This window comes from Cylindrospermum stagnale PCC 7417 (assembly GCF_000317535.1).
In the GTDB taxonomy this organism is placed as follows: domain Bacteria; phylum Cyanobacteriota; class Cyanobacteriia; order Cyanobacteriales; family Nostocaceae; genus Cylindrospermum; species Cylindrospermum stagnale.
On record NC_019757.1, the window covers coordinates 4265818 to 4288596 of the forward strand.

Sequence of the window (22779 nt, forward strand, 5' to 3'; positions counted from 1 at the left end):
AGTTCAGCAATTAAAACTTCTAGATGTTCCCATGTTTATTGTCTAGTTGTTTGGCGCTCGGTGCGGCCGCACCGAGCGATTGTGCCAGTTGTTAAGTTCTGTATATGTTGGATGTTTCTTAGTTTACTTTGCTTAAGCTGGGTTCAGCTTTTTTTTATTCTTAGCAACCAACCCTCCCAAAGATAAACCCAATAAACCTAATATGCTACCAGGTTCGGGAACAGGGGTAGGGGTAACATCTGCGGGTTCTATCCCCTGATAAGTTCCAAAACTAGATGTTGACCCATACAGTGATCCGAAGTTGGGTTGGAAAGTTAAGAAGTTAGCATTCGAAAAATCTATAGACCCGAGGCGGGGTCCACCACCCGAACCGCCGAAGTTGACGAAACGATCACTACCAATAGTTGCGACCTTTACAAGAATATTAGCCAATGGCGTTGCAATATCAGTGTTTGTAAAGCTGCTTCCATTAACGAAATTAAAGGAAAAGTCAAAGTTTGCTAAAGACGTAAGTGCGACTGTTCCATCTGCAATATCTCCGTCAAAGCTAAAGGTTCCTGCTCCTACAATGGGAGCAGTCACAGTGCCATCAAATGTCCCATCAAATTGAAAATCAAAGGTTACTGCTTGTGATTTGAGAGGTGAAGCGCCAATCGAGGCTACGGCTACTATGCTTGATGTTAGGGCAATAAAGATGTTTTTGTTCATTTTGGTGTGCTGGAATTCACTTCAGGGAATTTACTGGTTTCAAAATTACCTTACCATTCCGTATATATAGGCAATATATTGAAACTATCAATTGATTGTGAATATTGAATGAAGTTTTGTAGCAGGTATGTGACCTGATCACAAAACCAGACGCTTAATGAAATAGAGGCTGAAAACTCTTGCTCGAAACTACCAATTTAATTAAATCAACGTAACAATGAAGGGAAAATCGCCAAAAAGCTGTTAGTTAATAGCTAGTGACTTTTTGCCAAACATGATTTTAATTGCAGACTGATTGTGATGAATATAGCTAATTTCCCGTGGCTGACGACGATTATTCTGTTCCCAATAGCGGCGTCACTACTGCTTCCCATCATCCCAGATAAAGATGGCAAAACAGTGCGCTGGTATTCCCTCATCGTCGGGTTGATAGATTTTGCACTGATTGTTTACGCCTTTTATACTGGGTATGATTTCTCCAATCCCGATTTGCAGCTGGTGGAGAGTTACCCCTGGGTACCACAACTCGGTTTGAATTGGTCAGTAGGGGCAGATGGCTTGTCCATGCCCCTAATTATCTTGACAGGATTCATTACCACCCTGGCGATTTTAGCAGCTTGGCCTGTGACCTTTAAGCCGAAACTCTTTTTCTTCTTGATTTTGGCAATGTATGGCGGTCAAATTGCCGTTTTCGCCGTCCAGGATATGCTGTTATTTTTCCTGGTGTGGGAACTAGAACTAGTACCAATATACTTTCTGTTGTCAATTTGGGGCGGCAAACGGCGGCAATACGCAGCGACTAAGTTCATCTTATACACTGCTGGCGGGTCGCTATTTATTTTGCTGTCTGCCCTGACAATGGGATTTTATGGCGGTACAGTCACCTTTGATATGCAAGCCCTAGGGCTGAAGGATTTCACCCTCAATCTTCAACTGTTACTTTATACTGGGTTCCTGATTGCTTACGCGGTCAAGTTGCCGATTATTCCCTTGCACACCTGGCTACCTGATGCCCACGGCGAAGCTACAGCCCCCGTGCATATGTTGCTGGCTGGTATTCTCCTGAAAATGGGCGGTTACGCCTTAATTCGGATGAATGCCCAAATGCTCCCCGATGCCCACGCTTATTTTGCGCCTGTGTTGGTGGTTTTGGGGGTAGTAAATATCATCTACGCCGCCTTGACATCCTTTGCCCAGCGCAACCTCAAACGTAAAATTGCTTATTCCTCAATTTCCCACATGGGCTTTGTCCTCATTGGTATTGCCTCCTTCACCGATTTGGGATTGAGTGGGGCAGTGTTACAAATGGTTTCCCACGGGTTGATTGGGGCGAGTTTGTTCTTCCTTGTAGGCGCAACTTATGACCGGACACACACCCTAATGTTGGATGAAATGGGTGGTGTTGGTAAGAGAATGCGGAAGATTTTCGCTATGTTCACCACTTGTTCAATGGCTTCTTTAGCTTTGCCAGGAATGAGCGGTTTTGTGGCAGAATTAATGGTGTTTGTTGGCTTTGCTACTAGCGATGCTTATAGCCCTACATTCAAAGTCATTGTGATTTTCTTGATGGCAGTTGGGGTGATTTTAACTCCAATTTATCTACTGTCGATGTTGCGGGAAATCTTCTACGGTGAAGAGAACGAAGAATTAGTTTCTCATCAAGCTTTGATAGATGCTGAACCCCGCGAAGTCTTCATCATCGCCTGTTTGTTGATTCCAATTATTGGTATTGGTTTCTATCCCAAGTTGCTAACTCAAATGTACGACGCTACAACTGTACAATTGACAGCAAGATTGCGTGATTCTGTGCCGACACTGACAGCACAAAAAGAAGTGCAAAATGTTTCTTTGAGTGCGCCGATAATTGGTAATTAAATACCGATTGATAAGTTAAATTACTTTTGCATTAAGGGTGGGCTTTATACCTACCCTTTTTTTAGTTAATTTTTAATTTTTAATTTATTAATTTTTAATGGTTTAATCTGGTAGCCAGTCTTCATTTAATACTAAATCTAAAAAATAGGGGCAATTTTCGGGAAATACAGAAATTAGTAATCCTGTTTGTTTCGTAGCTTGCCGCCGCGCTTTTTCATAGCTTTCTTCAAGTTGTTCTGTAGGATAATTTTTGAGACTGGGACTATCTTTAATAGTTAATTCAATTTGGGTACGCGCATCAGTGATAGAATCTAGCCAAATGTCTGAGCGACGCTGAGGTTGATATTGCCATTTGAGCAAATGTAACAGCAAGCGAATTAGTTGACTAGAAATTGCTCGCTTTTCACTTTTACCCAAGTCGGAAATCTCCTCAATTAAATGTTCTTTATCAATTTCTTGCCAGCGATTTTCCCGCAATAGTTGGGCTGTTTCTTCTATCCAAAAGTTGAAATCTGTTTGATATGTTGCGCTCATAACTTGCTCCTTTTTATACAGAAGGACGAACTACTCGAATCAGCTTACCTTCTAAATTTCCTTCCTTACAAATAGCTTCATGAAGGCGTTGTGACATTCGGTTTCTATCACTATCATTTGTACAAACAATAATACCTGGGTGATTTGGTTGTAAGCGGTGTAGCTGAATAAAATCATAGCGGTTAAGCGTCAAAATTGCTCTTTGTTCTTGAATAGCAAAGTTCAACACTTCTTCATCAGGTATACTTTGATTACCGTTTCCAGCTTCTTGCACCGTCAATACATCGTGACCTAAAGTGCGTAATAATTCGCTGACTATACGGGGAAATTGTTCATCTGCATAAAGACGCACCACAGTTTAAGCCGCCTCATTTTTGTCAATTGCTGCTGCAATTTCCTCTGGGTGTGCATTTGCATAAGCCCAAGCATTTACTAAGTCAGCAGCACTAATATGAGGATAATCGTTTAATAGTTGTGCTTCAGTGATTCCTAAACGACGAGATTCTACTAACAGCCAAATAGGAATGCGAGTATTAGCGATACAGGCTTCACTACCACAGACACCTGGTGTTTTGGTAATGCGATATGAACCTTGATTTAATGTTTGAGTCAATATCTGTATGGCTTCTGCTTTTTCAGTTGGGGTTAATGCTAGGAGTTGTGTTTCTAATTCTTGGTGTGTCATAATTTGTGCCAGCTTGTTCAAGTAACTGAGTCATAGCGTTGATGCTGCTGTGAATAAGACTTGTTAACAATTGTACTAGCAAAGTTATTAGTTGAATTAGAACAGTTAGGGGAGGATGAGGATTAATGAGTCAATATAGTATGATTGTTCAATGGTCAGAGGAAGATCAGCTTTTTTTAGTCACGATTCCAGAATTTAGCGATCGCGTAGTTATGCCCTGCACTCACGGGAAAACTTGTGAAGAAGCAATTCGTCATGGGGAAGAAGTAATTGAAATGTATTTAGAAGCGTGTCTTGCAGAAGGTGAGTCTATCCCTGAACCCAGTTTAGTGAAAATTGCTTGATGTTCTCAATTCTTCTATGGGAGTACATTGTATGTCAAATCATAGCGGCAGTCGTATGTTAAGTGAAGTAATTACAATGTTGAGACGTGAGCATTGTTTTGAACATTTAGATAAAGAAAAACAGCAAAATCTTATTGAAGAAATTGTACATTTAGCTGGTTATAAATATGATTGCAATTCAGGCGAAATTTTAGAAGAACACGCAGAATATTTTGAAATTTGTTATTGTTGTTTGGCGAAAACCAGCGATCTTGAATCTGGTCTTTGTATAGAATGCAGGTAATTAGTTATCATCTGTGCGTGCGATCGCTGTTTTTTGTCTCACGCAAAGGCGCAAAGGCGCTAAAAAGACCGCAAATAAGGGTTTTGGCAAGCGTTCGCCCTCCATGTAGTCGCAATGACTATTTCGTAACTTAATAGTAAATAGTTTATTTTGATGATTTAACTTGTTGTAAAACTTGTTTAATAAATTGTCCAATGCTGAACTGAAATTCAGCATCTTTTCGTAATTGAGCTATTATTTTTATATCTTCTCCTTTTTCCTCTAGTCCAGCAGCTAAAATATATAATGTTTGTCCCTTGTCTTCAAATTTTTCGTTTTCTAAGAAAAATTGGCATAATTCAATAACTCTTTCTTAATATTGAGGTATAACTTCTTGATAAATATATTTTTTGCCATCAAAGTATGCTCCTGTCAATTTTAAAAGCTCATCAAATGCTGTGTTATGGAGTCTTTTGCCTGTTTATTTGAATCTAGATTTTGCTTAATAAAATAAATTAATCTAAACAACCAAGCTGGCTTAGTTATTAATACGTATCCAATATACCCAAGAAAACCAAATGAAATCAAGTTAGTCAAGACTTCTACTGTCTCATGATCTTGACAAGCTGTTCTTTTAGAATAAGTTTGTAGGGAGTCACATCTATTAGCTGAAGAACAACCTATCACACTAGAAAATACAATTAACGCCAATATAATTACAAGATTCTTGAAATAAGAGAAATAATTTAGGCTAGGTTTCATATTAAATTCCTATTTCTTCAAGTGATTGATTCATAACCATTTAGTGTAAATAAATATATATAGTACTTGATATTGACCAACATAGCCAGGAAATAAATTCCCTATCTAAAAGCAAAAGTCGGTTAAAACCGACTCATAAAAAATCTCTCTTTCTCTTTGCGCCTTTGCGTCTCTGCGTGAGAAAATCCTTTAACTTTGATTGGCCATCCAATTTACCAAATCAGCAGGTTGTGAAAAATTAAAAAGTGCTGCTGAAAGCGCATCTATTTTTTCACCTGATAATTCTTTAATTTGTGACTCTAACCTGGGCGAAATATCACCAAAACGAGTTTTCAGCAAATAGAATAAAAGCTCTAACTTTCCACGTTTCATAATTTCTTGATACATAGGTGCTTCTTGCATAAGTTCCTCCCGGAGATATTGTTGAATTAATTGTTTATCAAACTTCAAACTAGCCAACACTTCCACACAAGCCGCAATATTCTTTTGCTGGGGCTGTTCTTCAATTTTATCTATAGCTAAAGCAACTTGCTGAAGTAATTTATTTGGTTCATCTGTCTTGGCTAAAACTGCTAATGGTAATAAAGCTGGAACTTGTAAAAGAGGTTCGCTTTCTTGTTCCCATACTCTGATAACTTGGTATTGATGCCGTGTATTCTCTACTATTAAACTATCAACAAAAACATCAGGTGAATTTGTCTCTTGGAGAAAAATCACTACCTGTTGTACAGGACATGAATATTTACGGTAAATCCTCAACCAATAATCTAACATCCGTATTGGCATGGGTGGATCAGATTTTGGCGAAGTTTGAATTTCTAGATGCAGAATGCGATTTAATGTCGGTAGCAGAAACAACGCATCACAACGAATCGGTTGAATAGGTAACTCAGTCGGTAGTACCTCAATTTTATTGATATCTTCTGCAATTAACCATTGCACAAAAGATAACGGGTAATTATCGGTGAGGTAACGGCAAATATTATCGTAAGCCAAAGGTTTTCAGTTAAAACACACAATTGAGATTTTAGCCTCTTCCCCTCTGCGTCTTTGCGCGAAACCAAAACTCCTAAAAATCCTCATCATCAACAAAAAACTCTGTATCCTCATCAACCCCAGACTGAGACTCACCCAACCCCCAGAGAGGCTGCAAAACTGCCATTCCCAGCAATCCCACCGCAGTACTAAAAGCCAAAACCAAACCCATTGGGATTTGCACCGATTGGAATATCAAAAACTTTAACGATACAGGGGTGGCGTTTTGAACAGAGATAATCGCGATCGCCACAACCCAAACAGCCATAACTACAGATATCAGCAAACTAGTAATATTTTTCATAACTTAAAAAATAATTCCCCTCCCCGCAAGCAGAGAGGGGTTAGGGGTGGGGTTCTACACTACTCTAGTTTAGCGATCGCACTCTTCATTTCTGCGGCGATTTGCGCGAGTTTTTCCGGGGAGTTGGTTTCTAGGTAAACGCGCACCAGCGGTTCAGTACCGGAAGGACGCAGCAGCACCCAGCTACCTTCTTCTAAATAGAGTTTAATGCCATCTTTGCGCCCGACTTCCTTCACCTTAATCCCGGTGACTTCTGTCGGCGGGTTTTTAGTAAAGGCATCGATCACAGCGATTTTGTGAGGTTCGGTGAGGTGTAAATCAAGGCGATCATTATAAAGCGGGCCATCAGCTTCAGCGATCGCTTCCTTCACCAATTGGCTTAAAGGTTTACCCTCATAGGCGATCGCTTCTGCCACTAGCATATCGGCTAAAACACCATCTTTTTCAGGGATATGCCCAATAATGCTCAAACCGCCTGATTCTTCCCCACCAATCAGCACAGCAGTTTCCCGCATCTTTTCACCAATGTATTTAAAGCCGACAGCGGTTTCATAAATTTGCAGCCCATGTTTAGCGGCGAAATTATCCAGCAGGTGAGTAGTAGCCACCGTCCGCACGATCGCACCGCGTTTACCTTTATTTTTGATTAAATGGCGTGCTAGAACTAACAGCACAGTGTTGGGAGTGAGAACATTTCCCAGTTCATCTACGATACCGAAGCGATCGCTATCGCCATCTGTCGCCAAACCCAAATCGGCATGATCAGCCTTTACAGCCTCCACCAACCCAACCAATTCTTCTCCCTTGGGTTCTGGCATCCCGCCACCAAACAGCACATCCCGCCAAGCGTGGAAGCTTTCTAACTGACAGCCACTGTGCAGCAAAACTTCATCTAAATAGCCACGAGAGGTAGAATAAAGCGCATCATACTTTACTTTTAAATTAGCGCTCTTGATCTTTTCTACATCAAGTAGTGTATAGATAAATTGCAGGTAATCTGGTTTCGGATCAAAAATGGAAATTGTTCCTGTTGGGTTGCTTCCGGGCAACTCATCCGACGCACCTTCAATATTTGCCACAATAGTATCAGTGATTTCTGGAGTGGCAGGCCCAGCATAGTCTGGGATATATTTAATTCCACAGTAGGGTGCTGGATTATGGCTAGCGGTAAACATTAACGCCCCAGCAGAATTCAGGTGACGGGCGTTGTAGGCAATTACTGGTGTGGGGCAATCCCGATCAGTAATTTTCACATTCCAACCCAAATCTGCTAAAACTGCGGCAGATGTCCGGGCAAACTCATCCGCTAAAAATCGAGTATCGTAGGCGATCAGCACCGGTCTGTCTTTGCTATAAGCTGTTTCCAGATAACTAGCTATAGCCCTGGTTACTTTCCGCACATTGGGGAAAGTAAAATCATCGGCAATAATACCTCGCCATCCATCAGTACCAAATTTTATCTTGCTGGAATTGCTACGGTTGCTCATATATGCCACTTTCTCCCGTGCATAATCGTTTCGTTACTATTAGGAAGCTTCCCGCAAAGCGTGCGTAGCCGCAAGTCTCCCACCGTATTTTCTCTCACTGTGCCTGAGCGATGTCAACCCCCGACCGACCATTTGCCAGCTATCACCTTTGGTCTTTAATTGCCCCAGCCATAGGGCAAGAACGCTGGCATTGCCAGATGAGACGGGGGTTTATCAAAGCGCGGCAACATGAACCACAAGTCAAATCCCTATTGGCAAATGCCACACCACCCCAGCGGATTGGTATACTTGCCCAAAAAGGTGTGTATGAATTTCACCATCATCGGCATCTGTTAAATCAGTCGGATGGTGTCGAAAAAGTTGCCCAGCTACTAGAATTGAGTAATTCTGCCGAACAAGTTAAGCAACGGGTGCTGCAAATTTTGCAAAAATACCATCATGCGCCCTTGCTTTTAGGTAAACACATCCTCCAATTAACTCCAGGAGATGAAGGTTTCCCCAAACCAATTATCATTGAACAAGAGGAATATTGCTTTCGCTTGTATGCGGCTATGGACTGCGTTTTTAGTGAGTCCGATAGCAGTTTACATATATTAGATTTCAAAACAGGTAAATCTGCTTTTGACCGCCGGCAAGCATTAGTTTATTTGCTAGCTGCTCACTATCTTTACCCTGGAAAAACAGCTTTTGCCTCATTTTATAATTTAGAGATTTGTCAAGAGTCCGAGTTAATTAGTATAAATAATAGTGAATTAGTATCTTTAGAATTTGAGTTAGCTAATATTGCTCAAAAGCACCAGCAAGATTTACAAAAATATCAAGAAGAAAATAATAATTTTAATAAAATATTTCCACCCAATCCTGGAACTCACTGCCGCTTTTGCCCATTTAATTCTATCTGTGAGTTTTCTGGCTTAAAATCGTCACAATCGCGCCCAATGCCAATTTCTAGAACTCGCAGCTAATTACCTAAAATTGACTGAGCATTAACGCATTTGCTTAAAGTAGGATACATCAAGATTCCCAAAGTGGATACTGAGGGCAATATTCAATTGTTCTAGAGCTTTGACTAACCACTGAATACAATTAGTAGTAGAAGATTCGTAGTGGTTAAACAAAATTGCCAACCGTTTTTCTAGATGTGGCTTGACCTTACGACAAATGAGCACAATTTTCAGCAACAACCCAATCGTGAGCATCGTACCTTGGTTAGTGATCAAATCTACAAAGGTAAAGTGCTGCGGCGATAATTGGCTATTGACAACTAAAAAGTTGAGTAGCTGACTACAAGTTCTCACAACTAAAAAATCATCTAGTTTCTGAGAATTAGCTTGTGGTAATGTGTTTTGCAGTTGGGCATATAATCGCTTATTAAATTGGCGTTTTCCATATTCCCCGTCAATGGAGGATGTCAGGTATTGATAAAGATCATCTTTAAAAGCACGGAAAGAGGGAACCTGGCTACTGTAGCGTAAGAAATTTTGTGCTAGGTCGTTGTAGGTGTAGTCACCTTCAACTTTACCAGCAAATTGTTTGAGTGTGGAAAATAGTTCGCGATCGCTCAACAATGTAGGATTATTGACAGGTCGTAAAATCCGATTGGCATCAGCGACTGAAGCTTTTTGGATTATCTGATGGCATCGCACTTTGTAGATCACATATTGCGACAAATCAATTTCAAATTTTTTTTGTACCTGTGCCTGAATTTGCCTGACTGTCTGCTGTTGTTCTGAGGTAGAATCTTCGCTAATTAAGTAATGTTCATGTAGGTAAGGATAGCGACGAATCAACGTTATCAGTGGCAGATTACCTTGGTCGCTACCCAACCAGCCAGGTTGATTCACTACCTGGGTGAACCGAAGCAAGATTCGGTATTGGTCACTTTCGGTAAACAACTTCACTAGTTCACGCAAACGTCTAATTTCTCTGTAACGTAAACTAGCTGACCTTGATTTAATCGGCGCGGACACAAACAAGTTGATTAGCTCAGAAATGGCATGATGCATTTGGGGTTGCATATGCCATCTATTTATTAGAATATGACAGCAACGGTTGAGAAAAAACTTAAATTCTAGTACCGCTTTCTTCGAGGCTGTAATTTTATCTAGAAGTAACGGGATTTGTGGTTCAGGATAACCTAAACCCTCAACAAATAAGCACCGAAAGCGCTCAATCATTTGTCCGGGAGATTCTAGGCGTACTAAATGCAGCAAATGTTGGTATATCTGCTGCTCTTCCGGAGGACAGTGATGAGGGTTATGAGCATGATCTAAATTCCCCCCAGTCCTCCTGTCAGAGGGTGTTTGTAGCACCGTTTTTTCAAAGTCAGAATTAATCCAAGTATTCACTTTTTTATTACCGCTGGAAAAATGGGTTGATCTCTGTCGTTCAGCAGGAGTGTGCTTTTTTCAACCGTAAGAAACCCGATTTCTACTATGACTGATTTTTCTATCTGGGAAAATGATCAAAATCACATTTTCCAAGTTTAACTAGGGATTGACGTAACTTGATCAAGCAGCAAGTCAGTTTTGCTGCAAAACGTTAAATTATTCTCTAGGGAGAATTGGGTAATGGGGAAAATTCAAAAATGTTCCCTAGCCCAGGGCTGACTACTAATTACCCGTTCACAAGTCCAAATTCCCAATTCAAAAAGGCGGTAATTCTTTAAGAATTGTAAACCGAATATGATTAATTGCCAAATCACCAATGGGTATATCTTCTTTAGTCAGTCGGGCACCATTACTGGTGACAGTTTCAAAGGTGACACCTTTGCCAATTTCGATGTGATACCAGCATAAACCCATAAAAAATCTTGTGGGATATGGTCCGGCATCTCCAACATCGTCAGGATTCGATTCCATTGGTAACCAGCCAATATTCGGTATGTAGAACTCTAACCAAACATGGTTAAAGTCGGGTTGCAAAGGCACACCTTGCTGTTCGCCACTGGGGGGGCATTTATATCTACCTACAGTGCGGCAGGGAATGCCATTCAAACGGCAGAGTGCCAGTAGTACACCGACATATTCGCCACAGGAACCCACACCACGTTCTAACACTACATTGGGCGGATCAATGTAGGGTTTAATACCATATGATAACTGATCGTACACGTAATTGCGGATATTGTACATTTTCCGCAACATATTAGTTTCCGAACCGATGGCTTCACGGGAAGCACGACGGACAATGGCACTATCCATTGCTAAGTCGTCATCATCCACCAGGTAGCGAGTTTGAAATTCTGGCGAGGGTTCGGGTGCTCCTTCCACGTCTTTGGGTGTGATGCGATATTTAATGCCTCGGACTTCTAACAGCGCTTTCCAGCCAAATATATGCCGTTCGCCTGGGGTGAGAGCATCAAATTTAAATACTGCCACCCGTTGTCCCTCGATGATTTCTTCTGTGAAGGGTAAACCAATGGGTTCAACGTGTTTCACCTTTTGGCGTTCAGTTTCCGATGGTAGGGCGATGCGCCATTCTACGTTTGGGATATATACCTCATCTAAGGGGGAAATTTCCTCAACATAGGACATTTCCACGAGATAACCATTAGAGAGGGCGTAGCGTTTATCCGGCTCGTAATGATAATACAGGGGGTGAATAAAAGTGCGATCGCGGTAAGTTAGCTCATGATTCGGGTCAGCATTGGGGTTATCCCGAATATACGGCTCTTCCGAGGCATAAGCGATGTAGAGACATTCCTCGCCTGTTTCTTCATTTTTATGTAAGCCGATGCCTGTAGGCGAGTCAAAGGGCGTCAGCACACTAAAGCGAACTTCTCCGGTTGCTCTATCCATCGAGTAAACTGTTTGCTCTAGGCGATCGCAAACCCAAAGAGTTTCTTGACTGACAGTCAAATTTTCTACCCCTACTCCAGGGGCATAAAATCTGGTAATCTCTTTGCGCGTCTCACGGTCAAAAACCAGAATGTAGCCCAGCCTTTGACAACTCACATAAACTGTTGACTCCCAAACAGCAACACCGTCTGCCGGATAAGGCAATGTAGCGAAATGCTCCAGACCTAACGAAGCGAGCTTAGACAAATAAACACTATTACCACGGCTGACCCACAGGGTATCTTCCCACACAGCTATACCTGTCACCTCACAAAACTCTCGTACTTGGTGGGGATTAAGAATTTTGCTGTTATCAGAGGTGGGGTCAATCTCCAGTAGATGCCCCTTTATACTGTCGATAGCTATGAGTCTGTCTTTGATGAAAGCAAGACCATACAAGGTCGCAGCCGTAATCGGTCGAATTGTCTTTTGGCCAAACATCTGGCTAGCGGTCAAACTGGGGAGTGCAAAACTCATATTAAGCATATTAATTCAACGGTTTAGCACGCCTAGAATCAATTGTGGCATATATTTTTGTCACAGCACATTGGATTTCTGTGATTTACCTTTACCCATACAATACCTTCCCAATAAATTCTTATTAAGAAATATTACATATTTTCTCCGAGGAAAATTGGCAAGTGTCTCCGAATCACTTCTATACTTTATACAGCTTGGGGACAGCCCTAATGTAACTTTAGTTGATGGAATTCCTGCCATCACTAAATTATGATCGAATTTTGTAACCATTTCCTGTGAACTACACGATGTCTGCTAATTCTTTGCCTGAAGCTGCTGCCGTTTGGCATAGTTTAGAAGTTGATAAAGCTCTAGACCTGCTTGATAGTAACGCAGACAGAGGCTTAACAACCGAAGAAATTCAACTCAGGTTGCAAAAATACGGCCCCAACGAGCTAGTAGAAAGTGGTGGCCGCAGTGCTTGGGAAATTCTACTGGATCAGTTCACAAACATTATGTTGTTGATGCTGATTGGCGTAGCCCTGATTTCTGGTGGGATAGACCTGTGGACGTGGCAACAAGGCCAATTAAAGCCTGGAGAAGTACCGTTTAAAGACACGATCGCCATTCTATCGATTGTCATTCTCAATGGCATCCTTGGCTATGTTCAAGAAAGCCGGGCCGAAAAAGCCCTAGCCGCCCTGAAAAAACTGTCCTCTTCCTTAGTGCGAGTACTGCGCGACGGCAAACTGCTGGAGGTAGCAGCCAAGGAAATAGTTCCAGGGGATGTAATGCTGCTGGAAGCGGGTGTGCAGATCGCCGCTGATGGACGCTTGATCGAACAGTCTAATTTACAAATCCGTGAGTCGGCACTAACGGGTGAAGCGGTAGCTGCGAACAAACAAGCCAAGCTAACATTGCCTGAAGAAACAGATTTAGGCGATCGCCTCAATTTAGTCTTTCAAGGCACTGAAGTCGTCCAGGGACGAGCCAAAGTTCTGGTCACCAACACTGGTATGCAAACCGAACTTGGCAAAATTGCTGCCATGTTGCAAGCGGTGGATAGTGAGCCTACGCCCTTACAGCAGCGGATGACCCAACTGGGCAACGTTTTAGTTACTGGTTCTTTAATTTTAGTAGCGATCGTTGTTGGCGGCGGACTGCTCTATAGCTTTAGCCAGGGAAAAGGTTTTAGTAATTTTCGAGAACTTGTGGAAGTGTCTTTGAGTATGGCGGTGGCTGTAGTTCCAGAAGGTCTACCTGCGGTGATCACCGTTACCTTAGCACTGGGAACCCAACGGATGGTGCGCCAACACGCCTTAATTCGCAAATTACCAGCAGTCGAAACATTGGGTTCTGTCAACACCATTTGTTCTGATAAAACAGGCACTTTGACTCAGAACAAAATGGTCGTGCAATCCTTATACACGAACAATTCTGCTTTTCGCGTCACTGGTGAAGGCTATGCTCCCACAGGAGATTTTCAGTTAGATGGAACAAAAATTCCCGTAGATGAGTATCCGGAAATCTCCGCTTTACTCGTTGCCTGTGCCGTTTGTAATGATTCGGTATTACAACAAGATAAAGGGGATTGGGTGATTCTCGGAGATCCCACAGAAGGAGCTTTGGTGACACTGGCGGGGAAAGCGGGAATCGAAAAAGACCAGTGGAATAGTAAATTACCCCGTGTTGGCGAGTTTCCCTTTTCCTCAGAACGCAAGCGGATGAGCGTAATTTGTCAGGTGGAAGAAGTCGCCACAGGTGAAGCTTCTGTGACATCTGTTGATCCAGCGATCGCCGGCTTTTTGCAATCTGAAAATTACTTAATGTTTACCAAGGGTTCACCAGAGTTAACCTTGGCACGTTGCACTCAAATTCATCTGGGGACTTTAGCCGCCCCTGTGAGTGATGAGCAACGTCAGCAAATTTTGGCAGAAAATGATCGCATGGCGAGTAAAGGTTTGCGGGTGCTAGGTTTTGCCTACAAACCCCTGCCAGAAAACCCGCCAGAAGGGTCAGATGAAACAACAGAGCAAAACTTGGTTTGGCTGGGATTGGTGGGGATGTTAGATGCCCCTCGTCCCGAAGTCAGAGCCGCCGTGCAAGAGTGTCGAGAAGCGGGAATTCGCACAGTGATGATTACTGGAGACCACCAGTTAACCGCACGGGCGATCGCTACTGATTTGGGAATAGCCCAAGAAGGCGATAGAGTTCTCACTGGTCAAGAATTGCAGCGGATGAGCGACGAAGAACTAGAGCAAAACGTTGACCTAGTCAGCATCTACGCGCGAGTCGCCCCTGAACACAAACTGCGAATTGTCCAAGCACTGCAACGCCGGGGCAGGTTTGTGGCGATGACAGGCGATGGCGTTAACGATGCCCCCGCCCTCAAGCAAGCTGATATCGGCATTGCTATGGGCATCACAGGCACGGATGTGAGTAAAGAAGCCAGTGACATGGTGTTACTAGATGACAACTTTGCCACCATTGTTGCCGCCACCAAGGAAGGTAGAGTCGTCTACACCAACATCCGCCGCTTTATCAAATACATCTTGGGTAGTAACATTGGCGAAATTCTCACCATCGCTGCTGCACCAATTATGGGACTGGGAGGCGTTCCCCTGACCCCTTTACAAATTCTCTGGATGAATTTGGTCACAGATGGTTTACCAGCCTTAGCCTTAGCTGTCGAACCACCGGAACCTGATGTAATGAAGCGTCCCCCCTTTAGCCCCCGTGAAAGCATTTTTGCTAGGGGTTTGGGTTCTTACATGGTTCGCATTGGGATTATCTTCGCTATCATTAGCATTATTTTGATGAAGGTGGCATACGATTATTATCCCGGAACTTGGAAGACAATGGTATTTACTACCCTGTGTCTTGCTCAAATGGGTCATGCGATCGCAATTCGCTCTAACAACCAACTGATCATCGAAATGAATCCCTTATCCAATCTCTTTGTGCTGGGATCTGTGGTTGTAACAACGATTTTGCAGCTGATGCTAGTTTATGTCCCACCCCTGCAAAATTTCTTTGGTACTCAAAAGTTAAGTCTCTCGGAGTTAGGGATTTGTATTGGCTTTAGTTCCTTAATGTTGGTGTGGATTGAAATGGAGAAGCTATTCTTCCGATTCATGGGTAAAAGAACGGTGTGATGGGGAAGAGCTAAGTGGGAAAAAGGTAATTCAAAAAACTATCACCCATTACCCATTACCCATTACCATTACCCATTCCCCAACACCATGTACCTCAAAACCATTCACCTCCGACAGTTTCGCAATTACCAAGACCAAAAGGTTGAGTTTACTGCTGCCAAAACGATTTTGGTTGGTAATAATGCTCAGGGAAAGTCCAATTTGTTGGAGGCGGTGGAGTTGCTGGCAACATTGCGATCGCATCGGCTCGCACGCGATCGCGATTTAGTCCGGGAAGGGGAACCTACAGCCCAAATTAACGCCACCCTAGAGCGAGATACAGGTACCAGTGACTTGACCTTAACTTTACGCCGTAATGGTCGCCGTAGCGTCGCCCTGAATGGCGAAACAGTGCGCCGTCAAATGGACTTTCTCGGAGTCCTCAATGCAGTGCAGTTCTCTAGCCTAGATTTAGAACTGGTGCGCGGCGGCCCTGAAGGTCGTCGCAATTGGCTAGATACACTCTTAATCCAACTCGAACCTGTTTATGCTCATATTTTGCAGCAGTATAACCAGGTGTTACGCCAGCGCAATGCTTTTTTGAAACGCCATGTAGAGTCTTTAGATGCAACGGCTCTAAAATCTGAATTAGCTCTCTGGGATGCACAATTAGCTACCACAGGCACAAGGGTAATTAGACGCCGAGAGCGAGCTATCCAGCGACTGGCTCCCATCGCCGCCGCCTGGCACGCTAGTATTAGTGGCAGTACAGAAATATTACAAATCAAGTACGCGCCTAATGTACCTCTGACGCCAAACAATCCAGAAGCAGTGCAGTCAGCTTTTTTAGCCAAAATGCAACAGCGCGCCGTTGCCGAAATATACCGAGGCACGACCCTTGTCGGACCTCACCGCGACGAAGTAGAATTAAGTATTAATCAAACGCCAGCCCGTCAATACGGTTCTCAAGGTCAGCAACGAACGCTGGTTCTAGCTTTAAAATTAGCAGAATTACAACTAATTGAAGAAGTCGTCAAAGAGCCACCACTACTTTTGCTCGACGATGTCCTGGCCGAATTAGACCCGTCCCGCCAAAATCAATTGCTGGATGCCATTCAAGATCGCTTCCAGACCTTGATTACCACCACGCACCTGGGTTCTTTTAATTCCCCTTGGTTGAATTCCTCTCAAATTTTATTTGTGAAGGCGGGATCTATATCTTCCTGACGAGTGCAGGTTTTTTAGCAGAATGCTAGAAAAGAACAGGGACAGTTGAGAAAAAGTTAATTCCTAGGTTTAAAAAAGAGTCCCGACTTACCTTTGAATGAAAAACCTACACCTCTGAGCAGGTATCATCGCCAGCCACTTTTTACATTCATCAGCAGTCAACAGTAGAAAATTGGACGGCGTAATTGAAGATTTATCTCCCTATCTTGGGGGATTGTTGCAGTTAAACCCCAAATTTGTCCCATCTTTTTGAGACCCGTTATATTAAAATCTTAAATGGATAAGGCAAAAAATTAGACTAATCAAACTGAGATATTCTAGTTGAATTTACGGAAGTAGTTGACGGGATTTTTGTCATAAATTAAACTTACGGACAGTTCAAATATGCCCAAAACGCATGACATTTTGGATAAAAATGAAATTGCATCACTAGGTGCATCCTTACGAGCGATTGATCAAAAGATCCTCAAAAAGGGTAATAAATCCGGCACAACTAGAATTTGGTTTCAAGGAGCAGAACCTTACTTTGATGTTTTTTTTGAATTAAAGGATAATCAAATAATATGGTTTCAATTCACATTACGTGGTAAATCGCTTTCCTGGAATAGCAAAAGACCTGGGTTACAAACAGGTAATACTAATGAATTAAATATTGATGATGTCAGTTTCTATGCGGCTAGTAAAACAATGCAAAATGACACTCACTCCGATTTAGAGTTTATCAATTTAGTAAAATTAATTCTCCAAACTAGGACAGAAGAAGCTATTTTTACCCAAGTTTTGGAATTACTTAATTAAGTTTTTGCCTCTTAACTAATGACCAATTACTAATCGGTTTTTTCTAATTTTTTGAAAAAATTGAGAACTGTAAAAGTTAGCACAACGCTAATTAATCCTAACTGCCAAAGACCGCACCCAGCGGTAATTCCCAAAGCTGCTGAAACCCAAATAGCCGCCGCCGATGTGAGTCCACGAATTTTTGGTTTGTGAGGTAGTTCTGAAGATTGGCGCACAATTTCGCCTGCACCGAGAAACCCCACGCCAGTAGCAATACCCTGAATTACGCGGCTGATTGCATCAGGACTGGGTTGCATTCCGCTTATTTGCATGGGTATAAGCGTAAAAATGGCTGAAGCTAAACTGACCAACATATGAGTTCTTAAGCCAGCTGGTTTGTTCTGACGCTGGCGTTCTAATCCAATAACTGCCCCGAATAGTAATGCGAGGCAGAGCCGAAAGCTGATATTCAGCCAATCATTGCTAGAAATGTCGTAATCACTTGTCAATTTTTGGTTGGCGAGAAATAATACTCTGCTCTACATTACTTGGTAATATACTTGTGAACTACCCCAATCTATAGACGGACGAAGCTCTGCCAATTCATCGGGAATAGCCTCCAGGACTCCGTAGTTCTATTGGTCTGAGATTCCCTCCAAAGGTAGAAGTCCTTCCAAGACCCAAATCTTCTTCTTGCAACACTTACCTAGTTAGCTTGGTTTTCGCTTGCGGCATTGGTGGTCAAGATACTCACCATTTTATCAGAAAAATTGGTGATTCCGCACTACGTGCCGAAGAGAACAGTCCTGAACAATGATTGTCTATACAACACTGGAAATGCCTGAACGTTAATTGAGATAATTAGGCATCAACTTAAAAAATTGATGCCTAAATACACATCTCCCGGAGAGACGGCTGAACACTTCGGTGTCAGTCTTCACACATTGAGGAGGTGGGAAAGAGACAACAAGATCCAAGCAATCAGGACACCATCAGGGCAAAGACGATATGATGTCGCGTCATACACGGGATTATCTAACCAAAGAACAGAGCGAGCAATTATCGCTTATGCCCGTGTTTCAAGTCGCTCCCAAAAAGCAGACCTTATCATGTTGCGTGCTTTGAGGGATTCCTCCTTTACTGTCAGCAGTGATGGTATTGCTATCGTTACAGTTCAAGCATTGTTGATCAATGCTCTAATCTAATTGAGTGGACAAACTCTACTGGCTCGACCAAATTAAACTACAAGACCGCGCCAAAGTAGGCGACAAAGCGTATTACCTGAGCAGAATCATGCAGCGAGGTTACCCAGTAGTGCCTGGTTTTGTAGTTTCGGCGGAAGTTTTGCGAGAATTTCTCGAAACTCTAAATAGTTCAGAGTCATTAGTCGCCGACTTACCCCATTCTTCGTTACACCTAGATGTAGCTAATTGGCGTCAACTTCAACAGGTAGCTGGCCGCTTGCGTCGAGAAATTATCAGTGCCAGTGTACCACCGCAGTGGGCAAGTAAAATTTTCACAGCAGCGAGTGAATGGCAAACCGGCTGTTTAATTTTTCGCCCCACGCTGGCAGTATCAACTGGTACACATGGTGTGGGTAATCTGTCTGGGTTGCTGGAGTCAGTGTTTTGTCCATGCAATGAGGAAGCGATCGCAAATGCATTAAAGCGTACCTGGAGTCAGTTGTTTCGTGCCAGGAGTCTACTATATTGGCAGCAGGCGGGAATTAACCTACAAAGAATTAATTTAGCAGTCCTGGTGCAACCCGTTGAAAATGCGATCGCCTCTGGCTTACTCAATACCAACAGATCAACGTGGGAAATTGAAGCCACTTGGGGATTAGGAATGGCTCTTGCCAACGGCGAAGTATTGCCAGATGCCTACCACATCCAACCGGAAACCGGGGTTGTCCTAGAGCGACAATTGGGGAATAAAATGCTGGCTTATCGTGTTGATGATGCTGCATCGACCGACTCTTGGCAACCCGTCCCTAGGTCAGTGCTAACTGCCGATAGCACAAGTCTAGTGGCCTACCTGCTTGAGGAATCCCAACAAAAACAGTACGCTTTACCAGAAGAATACCTGCAACAATTAATTGCTTTGGGAACTCAGCTAGTGAGTGAAATAGGTACAACCTTGACCATGAAGTGGACTATCGCTCAAACATCCTCAGACCCCAAGCTACTCTTGACACAAGTTAGCCCTCCCCAATCTGTAATTAAGAGTTCGTACTTCATTAAGGCACTAGGGGCATCTGGGGGACGTGTGATGGGTACTGCATACATAATCGGCAGTTCACAACCGAAACCCGAACAACTACCCAAGGGAGTCATTTTAATTGCCTCTGTGGTCACTCCAGATTGGTTACCATTACTGCAACAAGTTGCTGGAATTATCACGGAACGAGGGGGATTAACTAGCCACGCAGCAATTCTTGCCAGAGAACTTTGCATCCCAGCCGTGGTGAGTGCGACAGATGCCACAACCCTCATTCAAAATGGCGAACGACTGCTACTCGATGGCGACAGGGGAGAAGTTTATCGGATCAAAAGCGAGGTCAGCGAGAAAGTTCAGGCGAGAATAAGTTCTCTTGAAAATCTAGAACTAAATTCTCTCCAAACCTCAAGCCCCCCATTACCCCGCCCTCCCCTTACTTCTCACCTACCCATGATTGCCACCCAACTGCTGATTAACCTGAGTCAGTCCAGCTTAATCGAGCAAGTGCAAAGTTTGCCTGTAGATGGGGTGGGATTATTGCGCTCAGAACTGATGGTGCTAACTATACTAGAGGGGCAACATCCCCATAGTTGGCTTTTGGGCGGGCGTCAGGCAGAATTATTAGAGCGCTGGTCAGAGCAAATTAGACAATTTGCCCAAGCTTTTGCACCACGACCAGTTTTTTACCGTTCTTTAGATTGGCGATCGCAGGATTTGCCATCATTGAGTGATAGTTTACAATCTTCCCCACAGTCGATGCTGGGTGAACGCGGAACATACAGCTATTTACAAAATCCCGCAGTTTTTGAGTTGGAACTGCAAGCCTTGGCAGCTGTACAAGCATCTGGCTACAGCAATATCCACTTAATATTGCCTTTTGTGCGGACTGTGGAAGAGTTTATATTTTGTCGCCGGAAAGTTGAGCAAGCAGGGTTAACTCAGAGTTCGCAGTTTCAGTTGTGGATGATGGCAGAAGTGCCAAGCGTCTTGTTTTTATTGCCAGAATATGTAAAAGCGGGTGTAGCTGGGATTTCCATTGGCACAAATGATCTGACTCAATTGCTTTTAGGAGTTGATCGAGAGCAAGGACAACTAGCAAAAATCTTTGATGAACGTCATCCGGCGGTGATGGGTGCGATCGCCCAATTAATCAAAATGGCCAGAGTTGCGGGCATTCCCTGTTCCATTTGCGGCCAAGCACCAGCCCTCTATCCAGAAATTATTGACCAACTGGTGCAATGGGGCATAACGTCTATTTCTGTGGAACCGGAAGCATTTGAGCGGACACACCAGGCGATCGCCCGTGCCGAACAACGGTTAATTTTAGCAGCGGCAAGGCGTCAACTTGGCGAGTTTTAAACTCGAATCAGGCGATTTACTCCTGATGGCAAATGCAGCAAGTAGCGTTGAAGCAGAATCCTTGTAAAACATCTGCTTCGTCGCTATACTGTAGATACTCTGTATATACTTCCTGAAAAAAGGACAGAGTATGAACAACTGTTTCGCTGGATGGAGATTCAGACTATGGTTGCGACTGTTGCAAAGTGGGGAAATAGTCTTGCTATTCGTATTCCACAGAATTTAGCAAAAGAGATCCATTTAGCCGAAGGAGTGGAGATAGATATTCGTGTGGCAGATGGAACTCTAGTGATGAAGCCGAGAAATCGAAAGCGCTACTCCCTTGACGAGCTAATCAAGGGAATCACACCGGAGAATCTGCATAGTGAGATTGATAGTGGAATAGCTGTAGGAAATGAAGTTTGGTAGCACAAGCAAATCTATATATTCCAAGTCGGGGAGATATCGTTTACTTGGACTTCGATCCAACAAAGGGGCATGAGCAGAGGGGGCATAGACCAGCTTTTGTGATCTCGCCTATTGGATATAACGAGAAAACCTCTCTAGCTTTATTTATGCCTATCACGAAGCAAGAAAAAGGGTATCCTTTTGAAGTTCTTTTGCCATCTGCATTGAAAATTCAGGGCGTTATTCTCGCAGACCAGATTAAGTGTTTAGACTGGAAATCTCGTGGTGTTCAATTTGTTGAGTCAGTACCAGAAAGTGTGATTGAGGAAGTACAAGCCAAAATTGAGCCACTATTGCTATGAAAAGCATTAAACAGTTGCCAGCAGCTTAAGACTCAGTGAAACTAAAGTTCTATTACGCTAATTTATTTGGCTGTTCAGGGTATTCAAATGATTTTGAGTTATCTTCTAACTGGCAGTCTAACAAACTAGCACAGTACGAGCGCAGGGATATTGTGGGGTGCGTTGTCGCACAGGCGCAATGCACCATCATATCGAACGGACGAACATTATTTTAATTCAAAATATTAGTTAAAAACAGTTTTTATCCCCGAATTCCTTGACACAAAATACCTAAAATCTTATTTAACTCCTTAATATAATAATTATTTAAATCAATAAACACATCAGATCCTTCTAACTTCAAAAATTTCCAAATATCCCCTGTCGTCACTGCCCCATAAATAGTTTTAATTTCATTACCTTCCTGTTGATTAAATAACTGTGCTGCTAACATTGCTGCCATACATTGCCCCAAACCGCCTTTAATGTTTTCATTCTTCGCTTCCACAATAATCATTACAGGTGCATTAATTGTTAACTGTTCCTTAGAACGACTAATAACAAAATCACAATAACCATTTAGCCCCTTTTCAGCATCAACATTAAACTCGGTTCCTGAAAATAAACTAATCTGATAATTAGCCTTACGCCTTACCTCCAACAAAATAGGCGTAATAATCATTTCAGAACGCGCTTTTTCAGTATTAATTGCTAATGCTAGTTCAGTAGTTTCTTCTAAGTTACTTTTTAGTTGCTCACTGAATTGGAGAGGTTCAATATTAGCAAACAAATCAATTTCTTCAACAAGATGAATATTGAAATTCTTTTTAAACTTACTCAAGGTAAAGTCACTATAAGCCATTTAGATTACCTCGTTATTTTTTAGTGTAGATTGGATTTTTAATAATTGAAAATTATTTTTTAAGGCGTGATGTAATCCTGAATGTTATACGCAGGTAATTACTATTTTATCCTTAACTACTGTTAAAATTCTATCTTTCTAAGAGTGGCAAATACTACTGACAGTACGATGTCTACGATCA

General features: G+C 42.7%; 22 protein-coding genes. 11 read left to right on the forward strand and 11 right to left on the reverse strand.

What is annotated here, in order from left to right; genetic code table 11:
- Window positions 1-132: 132 nt before the first annotated feature.
- Window positions 133-708, reverse strand: coding sequence for a PEP-CTERM sorting domain-containing protein (locus CYLST_RS17885; protein ID WP_015209127.1), 576 nt, complete (start codon window positions 706-708; stop codon window positions 133-135).
- Between the two features lie 300 nt (window positions 709-1008).
- Between CYLST_RS17885 and CYLST_RS17890 the strand changes: the two genes are divergently transcribed.
- Window positions 1009-2583 (forward strand): NAD(P)H-quinone oxidoreductase subunit 4, encoded by a 1575-nt coding sequence (locus tag CYLST_RS17890; protein WP_015209128.1) that lies wholly within the window; start codon window positions 1009-1011, stop codon window positions 2581-2583.
- A gap of 102 nt (window positions 2584-2685) precedes the next feature.
- On the opposite strand, the gene CYLST_RS17895 is transcribed toward CYLST_RS17890, so the two are convergent.
- From CYLST_RS17895 to CYLST_RS17905, 3 genes are read right to left on the reverse strand one after another with little or no spacing between them, the layout of a single operon-like run.
- On the reverse strand, window positions 2686-3117 hold the full coding sequence (locus CYLST_RS17895; RefSeq protein WP_015209129.1) for a DUF29 domain-containing protein: 432 nt from the start codon (window positions 3115-3117) through the stop codon (window positions 2686-2688).
- Between the two features lie 13 nt (window positions 3118-3130).
- Complete coding sequence (locus tag CYLST_RS17900; RefSeq protein WP_015209130.1) at window positions 3131-3472, reverse strand: DUF5615 family PIN-like protein; 342 nt, start codon at window positions 3470-3472, stop codon at window positions 3131-3133.
- A 3-nt stretch (window positions 3473-3475) separates the two neighbouring features.
- Window positions 3476-3802, reverse strand: coding sequence for a DUF433 domain-containing protein (locus tag CYLST_RS17905; protein ID WP_015209131.1), 327 nt, complete (start codon window positions 3800-3802; stop codon window positions 3476-3478).
- Window positions 3803-3927: 125 nt separating this feature from the next.
- Between CYLST_RS17905 and CYLST_RS17910 the strand changes: the two genes are divergently transcribed.
- Window positions 3928-4146 (forward strand): type II toxin-antitoxin system HicB family antitoxin, encoded by a 219-nt coding sequence (locus CYLST_RS17910; RefSeq protein WP_015209132.1) that lies wholly within the window; start codon window positions 3928-3930, stop codon window positions 4144-4146.
- Between the two features lie 31 nt (window positions 4147-4177).
- Window positions 4178-4429: a hypothetical protein gene (locus CYLST_RS17915; RefSeq protein ID WP_015209133.1), complete on the forward strand. Its 252-nt coding sequence runs from the start codon at window positions 4178-4180 to the stop codon at window positions 4427-4429.
- 930 nt (window positions 4430-5359) lie between these two features.
- Here the strand turns inward: CYLST_RS17915 and CYLST_RS17925 are convergent.
- The 3 genes from CYLST_RS17925 to CYLST_RS17935 all read right to left on the reverse strand — a co-directional run bounded on the left by CYLST_RS17925 (window position 5360) and on the right by CYLST_RS17935 (window position 7996).
- Entirely contained in the window at window positions 5360-6166 is an 807-nt protein-coding gene (locus tag CYLST_RS17925; protein ID WP_015209136.1) for a DUF4351 domain-containing protein, read from the reverse strand.
- A gap of 73 nt (window positions 6167-6239) precedes the next feature.
- Complete coding sequence (locus CYLST_RS17930; RefSeq protein WP_041233157.1) at window positions 6240-6509, reverse strand: LapA family protein; 270 nt, start codon at window positions 6507-6509, stop codon at window positions 6240-6242.
- A gap of 59 nt (window positions 6510-6568) precedes the next feature.
- Window positions 6569-7996 (reverse strand): phosphoglucomutase/phosphomannomutase family protein, encoded by a 1428-nt coding sequence (locus tag CYLST_RS17935; RefSeq protein ID WP_015209138.1) that lies wholly within the window; start codon window positions 7994-7996, stop codon window positions 6569-6571.
- A 110-nt stretch (window positions 7997-8106) separates the two neighbouring features.
- On the opposite strand from CYLST_RS17935, the gene CYLST_RS17940 reads away from it, so the two are divergent.
- Window positions 8107-8961: a PD-(D/E)XK nuclease family protein gene (locus CYLST_RS17940; RefSeq protein ID WP_015209139.1), complete on the forward strand. Its 855-nt coding sequence runs from the start codon at window positions 8107-8109 to the stop codon at window positions 8959-8961.
- Window positions 8962-8982: 21 nt separating this feature from the next.
- On the opposite strand, the gene CYLST_RS17945 is transcribed toward CYLST_RS17940, so the two are convergent.
- Window positions 8983-10344, reverse strand: coding sequence for a hypothetical protein (locus tag CYLST_RS17945; RefSeq protein WP_015209140.1), 1362 nt, complete (start codon window positions 10342-10344; stop codon window positions 8983-8985).
- A gap of 297 nt (window positions 10345-10641) precedes the next feature.
- Entirely contained in the window at window positions 10642-12312 is a 1671-nt protein-coding gene (locus CYLST_RS17950; RefSeq protein WP_015209141.1) for a transglutaminase-like domain-containing protein, read from the reverse strand.
- 290 nt (window positions 12313-12602) lie between these two features.
- Between CYLST_RS17950 and CYLST_RS17955 the strand changes: the two genes are divergently transcribed.
- The 3 genes from CYLST_RS17955 to CYLST_RS17965 all read left to right on the forward strand — a co-directional run bounded on the left by CYLST_RS17955 (window position 12603) and on the right by CYLST_RS17965 (window position 17453).
- Window positions 12603-15449: a cation-translocating P-type ATPase gene (locus CYLST_RS17955; RefSeq protein WP_015209142.1), complete on the forward strand. Its 2847-nt coding sequence runs from the start codon at window positions 12603-12605 to the stop codon at window positions 15447-15449.
- Window positions 15450-15536: 87 nt separating this feature from the next.
- A complete protein-coding gene (gene recF / locus CYLST_RS17960; protein ID WP_015209143.1) occupies window positions 15537-16655 on the forward strand; it encodes a DNA replication/repair protein RecF in 1119 nt (372 codons plus the stop codon).
- Window positions 16656-17039: 384 nt separating this feature from the next.
- Window positions 17040-17453: a hypothetical protein gene (locus CYLST_RS17965; protein ID WP_015209144.1), complete on the forward strand. Its 414-nt coding sequence runs from the start codon at window positions 17040-17042 to the stop codon at window positions 17451-17453.
- 29 nt (window positions 17454-17482) lie between these two features.
- Here CYLST_RS17965 and CYLST_RS17970 read toward each other — a convergent pair whose 3' ends face one another.
- Entirely contained in the window at window positions 17483-17941 is a 459-nt protein-coding gene (locus CYLST_RS17970; RefSeq protein ID WP_015209145.1) for an MgtC/SapB family protein, read from the reverse strand.
- Between the two features lie 375 nt (window positions 17942-18316).
- On the opposite strand from CYLST_RS17970, the gene CYLST_RS36810 reads away from it, so the two are divergent.
- The 4 genes from CYLST_RS36810 (at window position 18317) to mazF (ending at window position 21757) form a co-directional block, all read left to right on the forward strand.
- The gene (locus tag CYLST_RS36810; RefSeq protein WP_015209146.1) at window positions 18317-18637 is read left to right on the forward strand and encodes a MerR family DNA-binding transcriptional regulator; all 321 of its coding nucleotides are present in this window, start codon (window positions 18317-18319) and stop codon (window positions 18635-18637) included.
- Window positions 18638-18641: 4 nt separating this feature from the next.
- Window positions 18642-21008, forward strand: coding sequence for a putative PEP-binding protein (locus tag CYLST_RS17980; RefSeq protein WP_015209147.1), 2367 nt, complete (start codon window positions 18642-18644; stop codon window positions 21006-21008).
- 165 nt (window positions 21009-21173) lie between these two features.
- Complete coding sequence (locus CYLST_RS17985) at window positions 21174-21416, forward strand: AbrB/MazE/SpoVT family DNA-binding domain-containing protein (RefSeq protein ID WP_015209148.1); 243 nt, start codon at window positions 21174-21176, stop codon at window positions 21414-21416.
- A complete protein-coding gene (gene mazF / locus CYLST_RS17990; protein ID WP_015209149.1) occupies window positions 21410-21757 on the forward strand; it encodes an endoribonuclease MazF in 348 nt (115 codons plus the stop codon). The genes CYLST_RS17985 and mazF overlap by 7 nt, the downstream gene beginning before the upstream one ends.
- Window positions 21758-21998: 241 nt before the next feature.
- On the opposite strand, the gene CYLST_RS17995 is transcribed toward mazF, so the two are convergent.
- Complete coding sequence (locus tag CYLST_RS17995) at window positions 21999-22598, reverse strand: hypothetical protein (RefSeq protein WP_015209150.1); 600 nt, start codon at window positions 22596-22598, stop codon at window positions 21999-22001.
- Window positions 22599-22779: the final 181 nt, after the last annotated feature.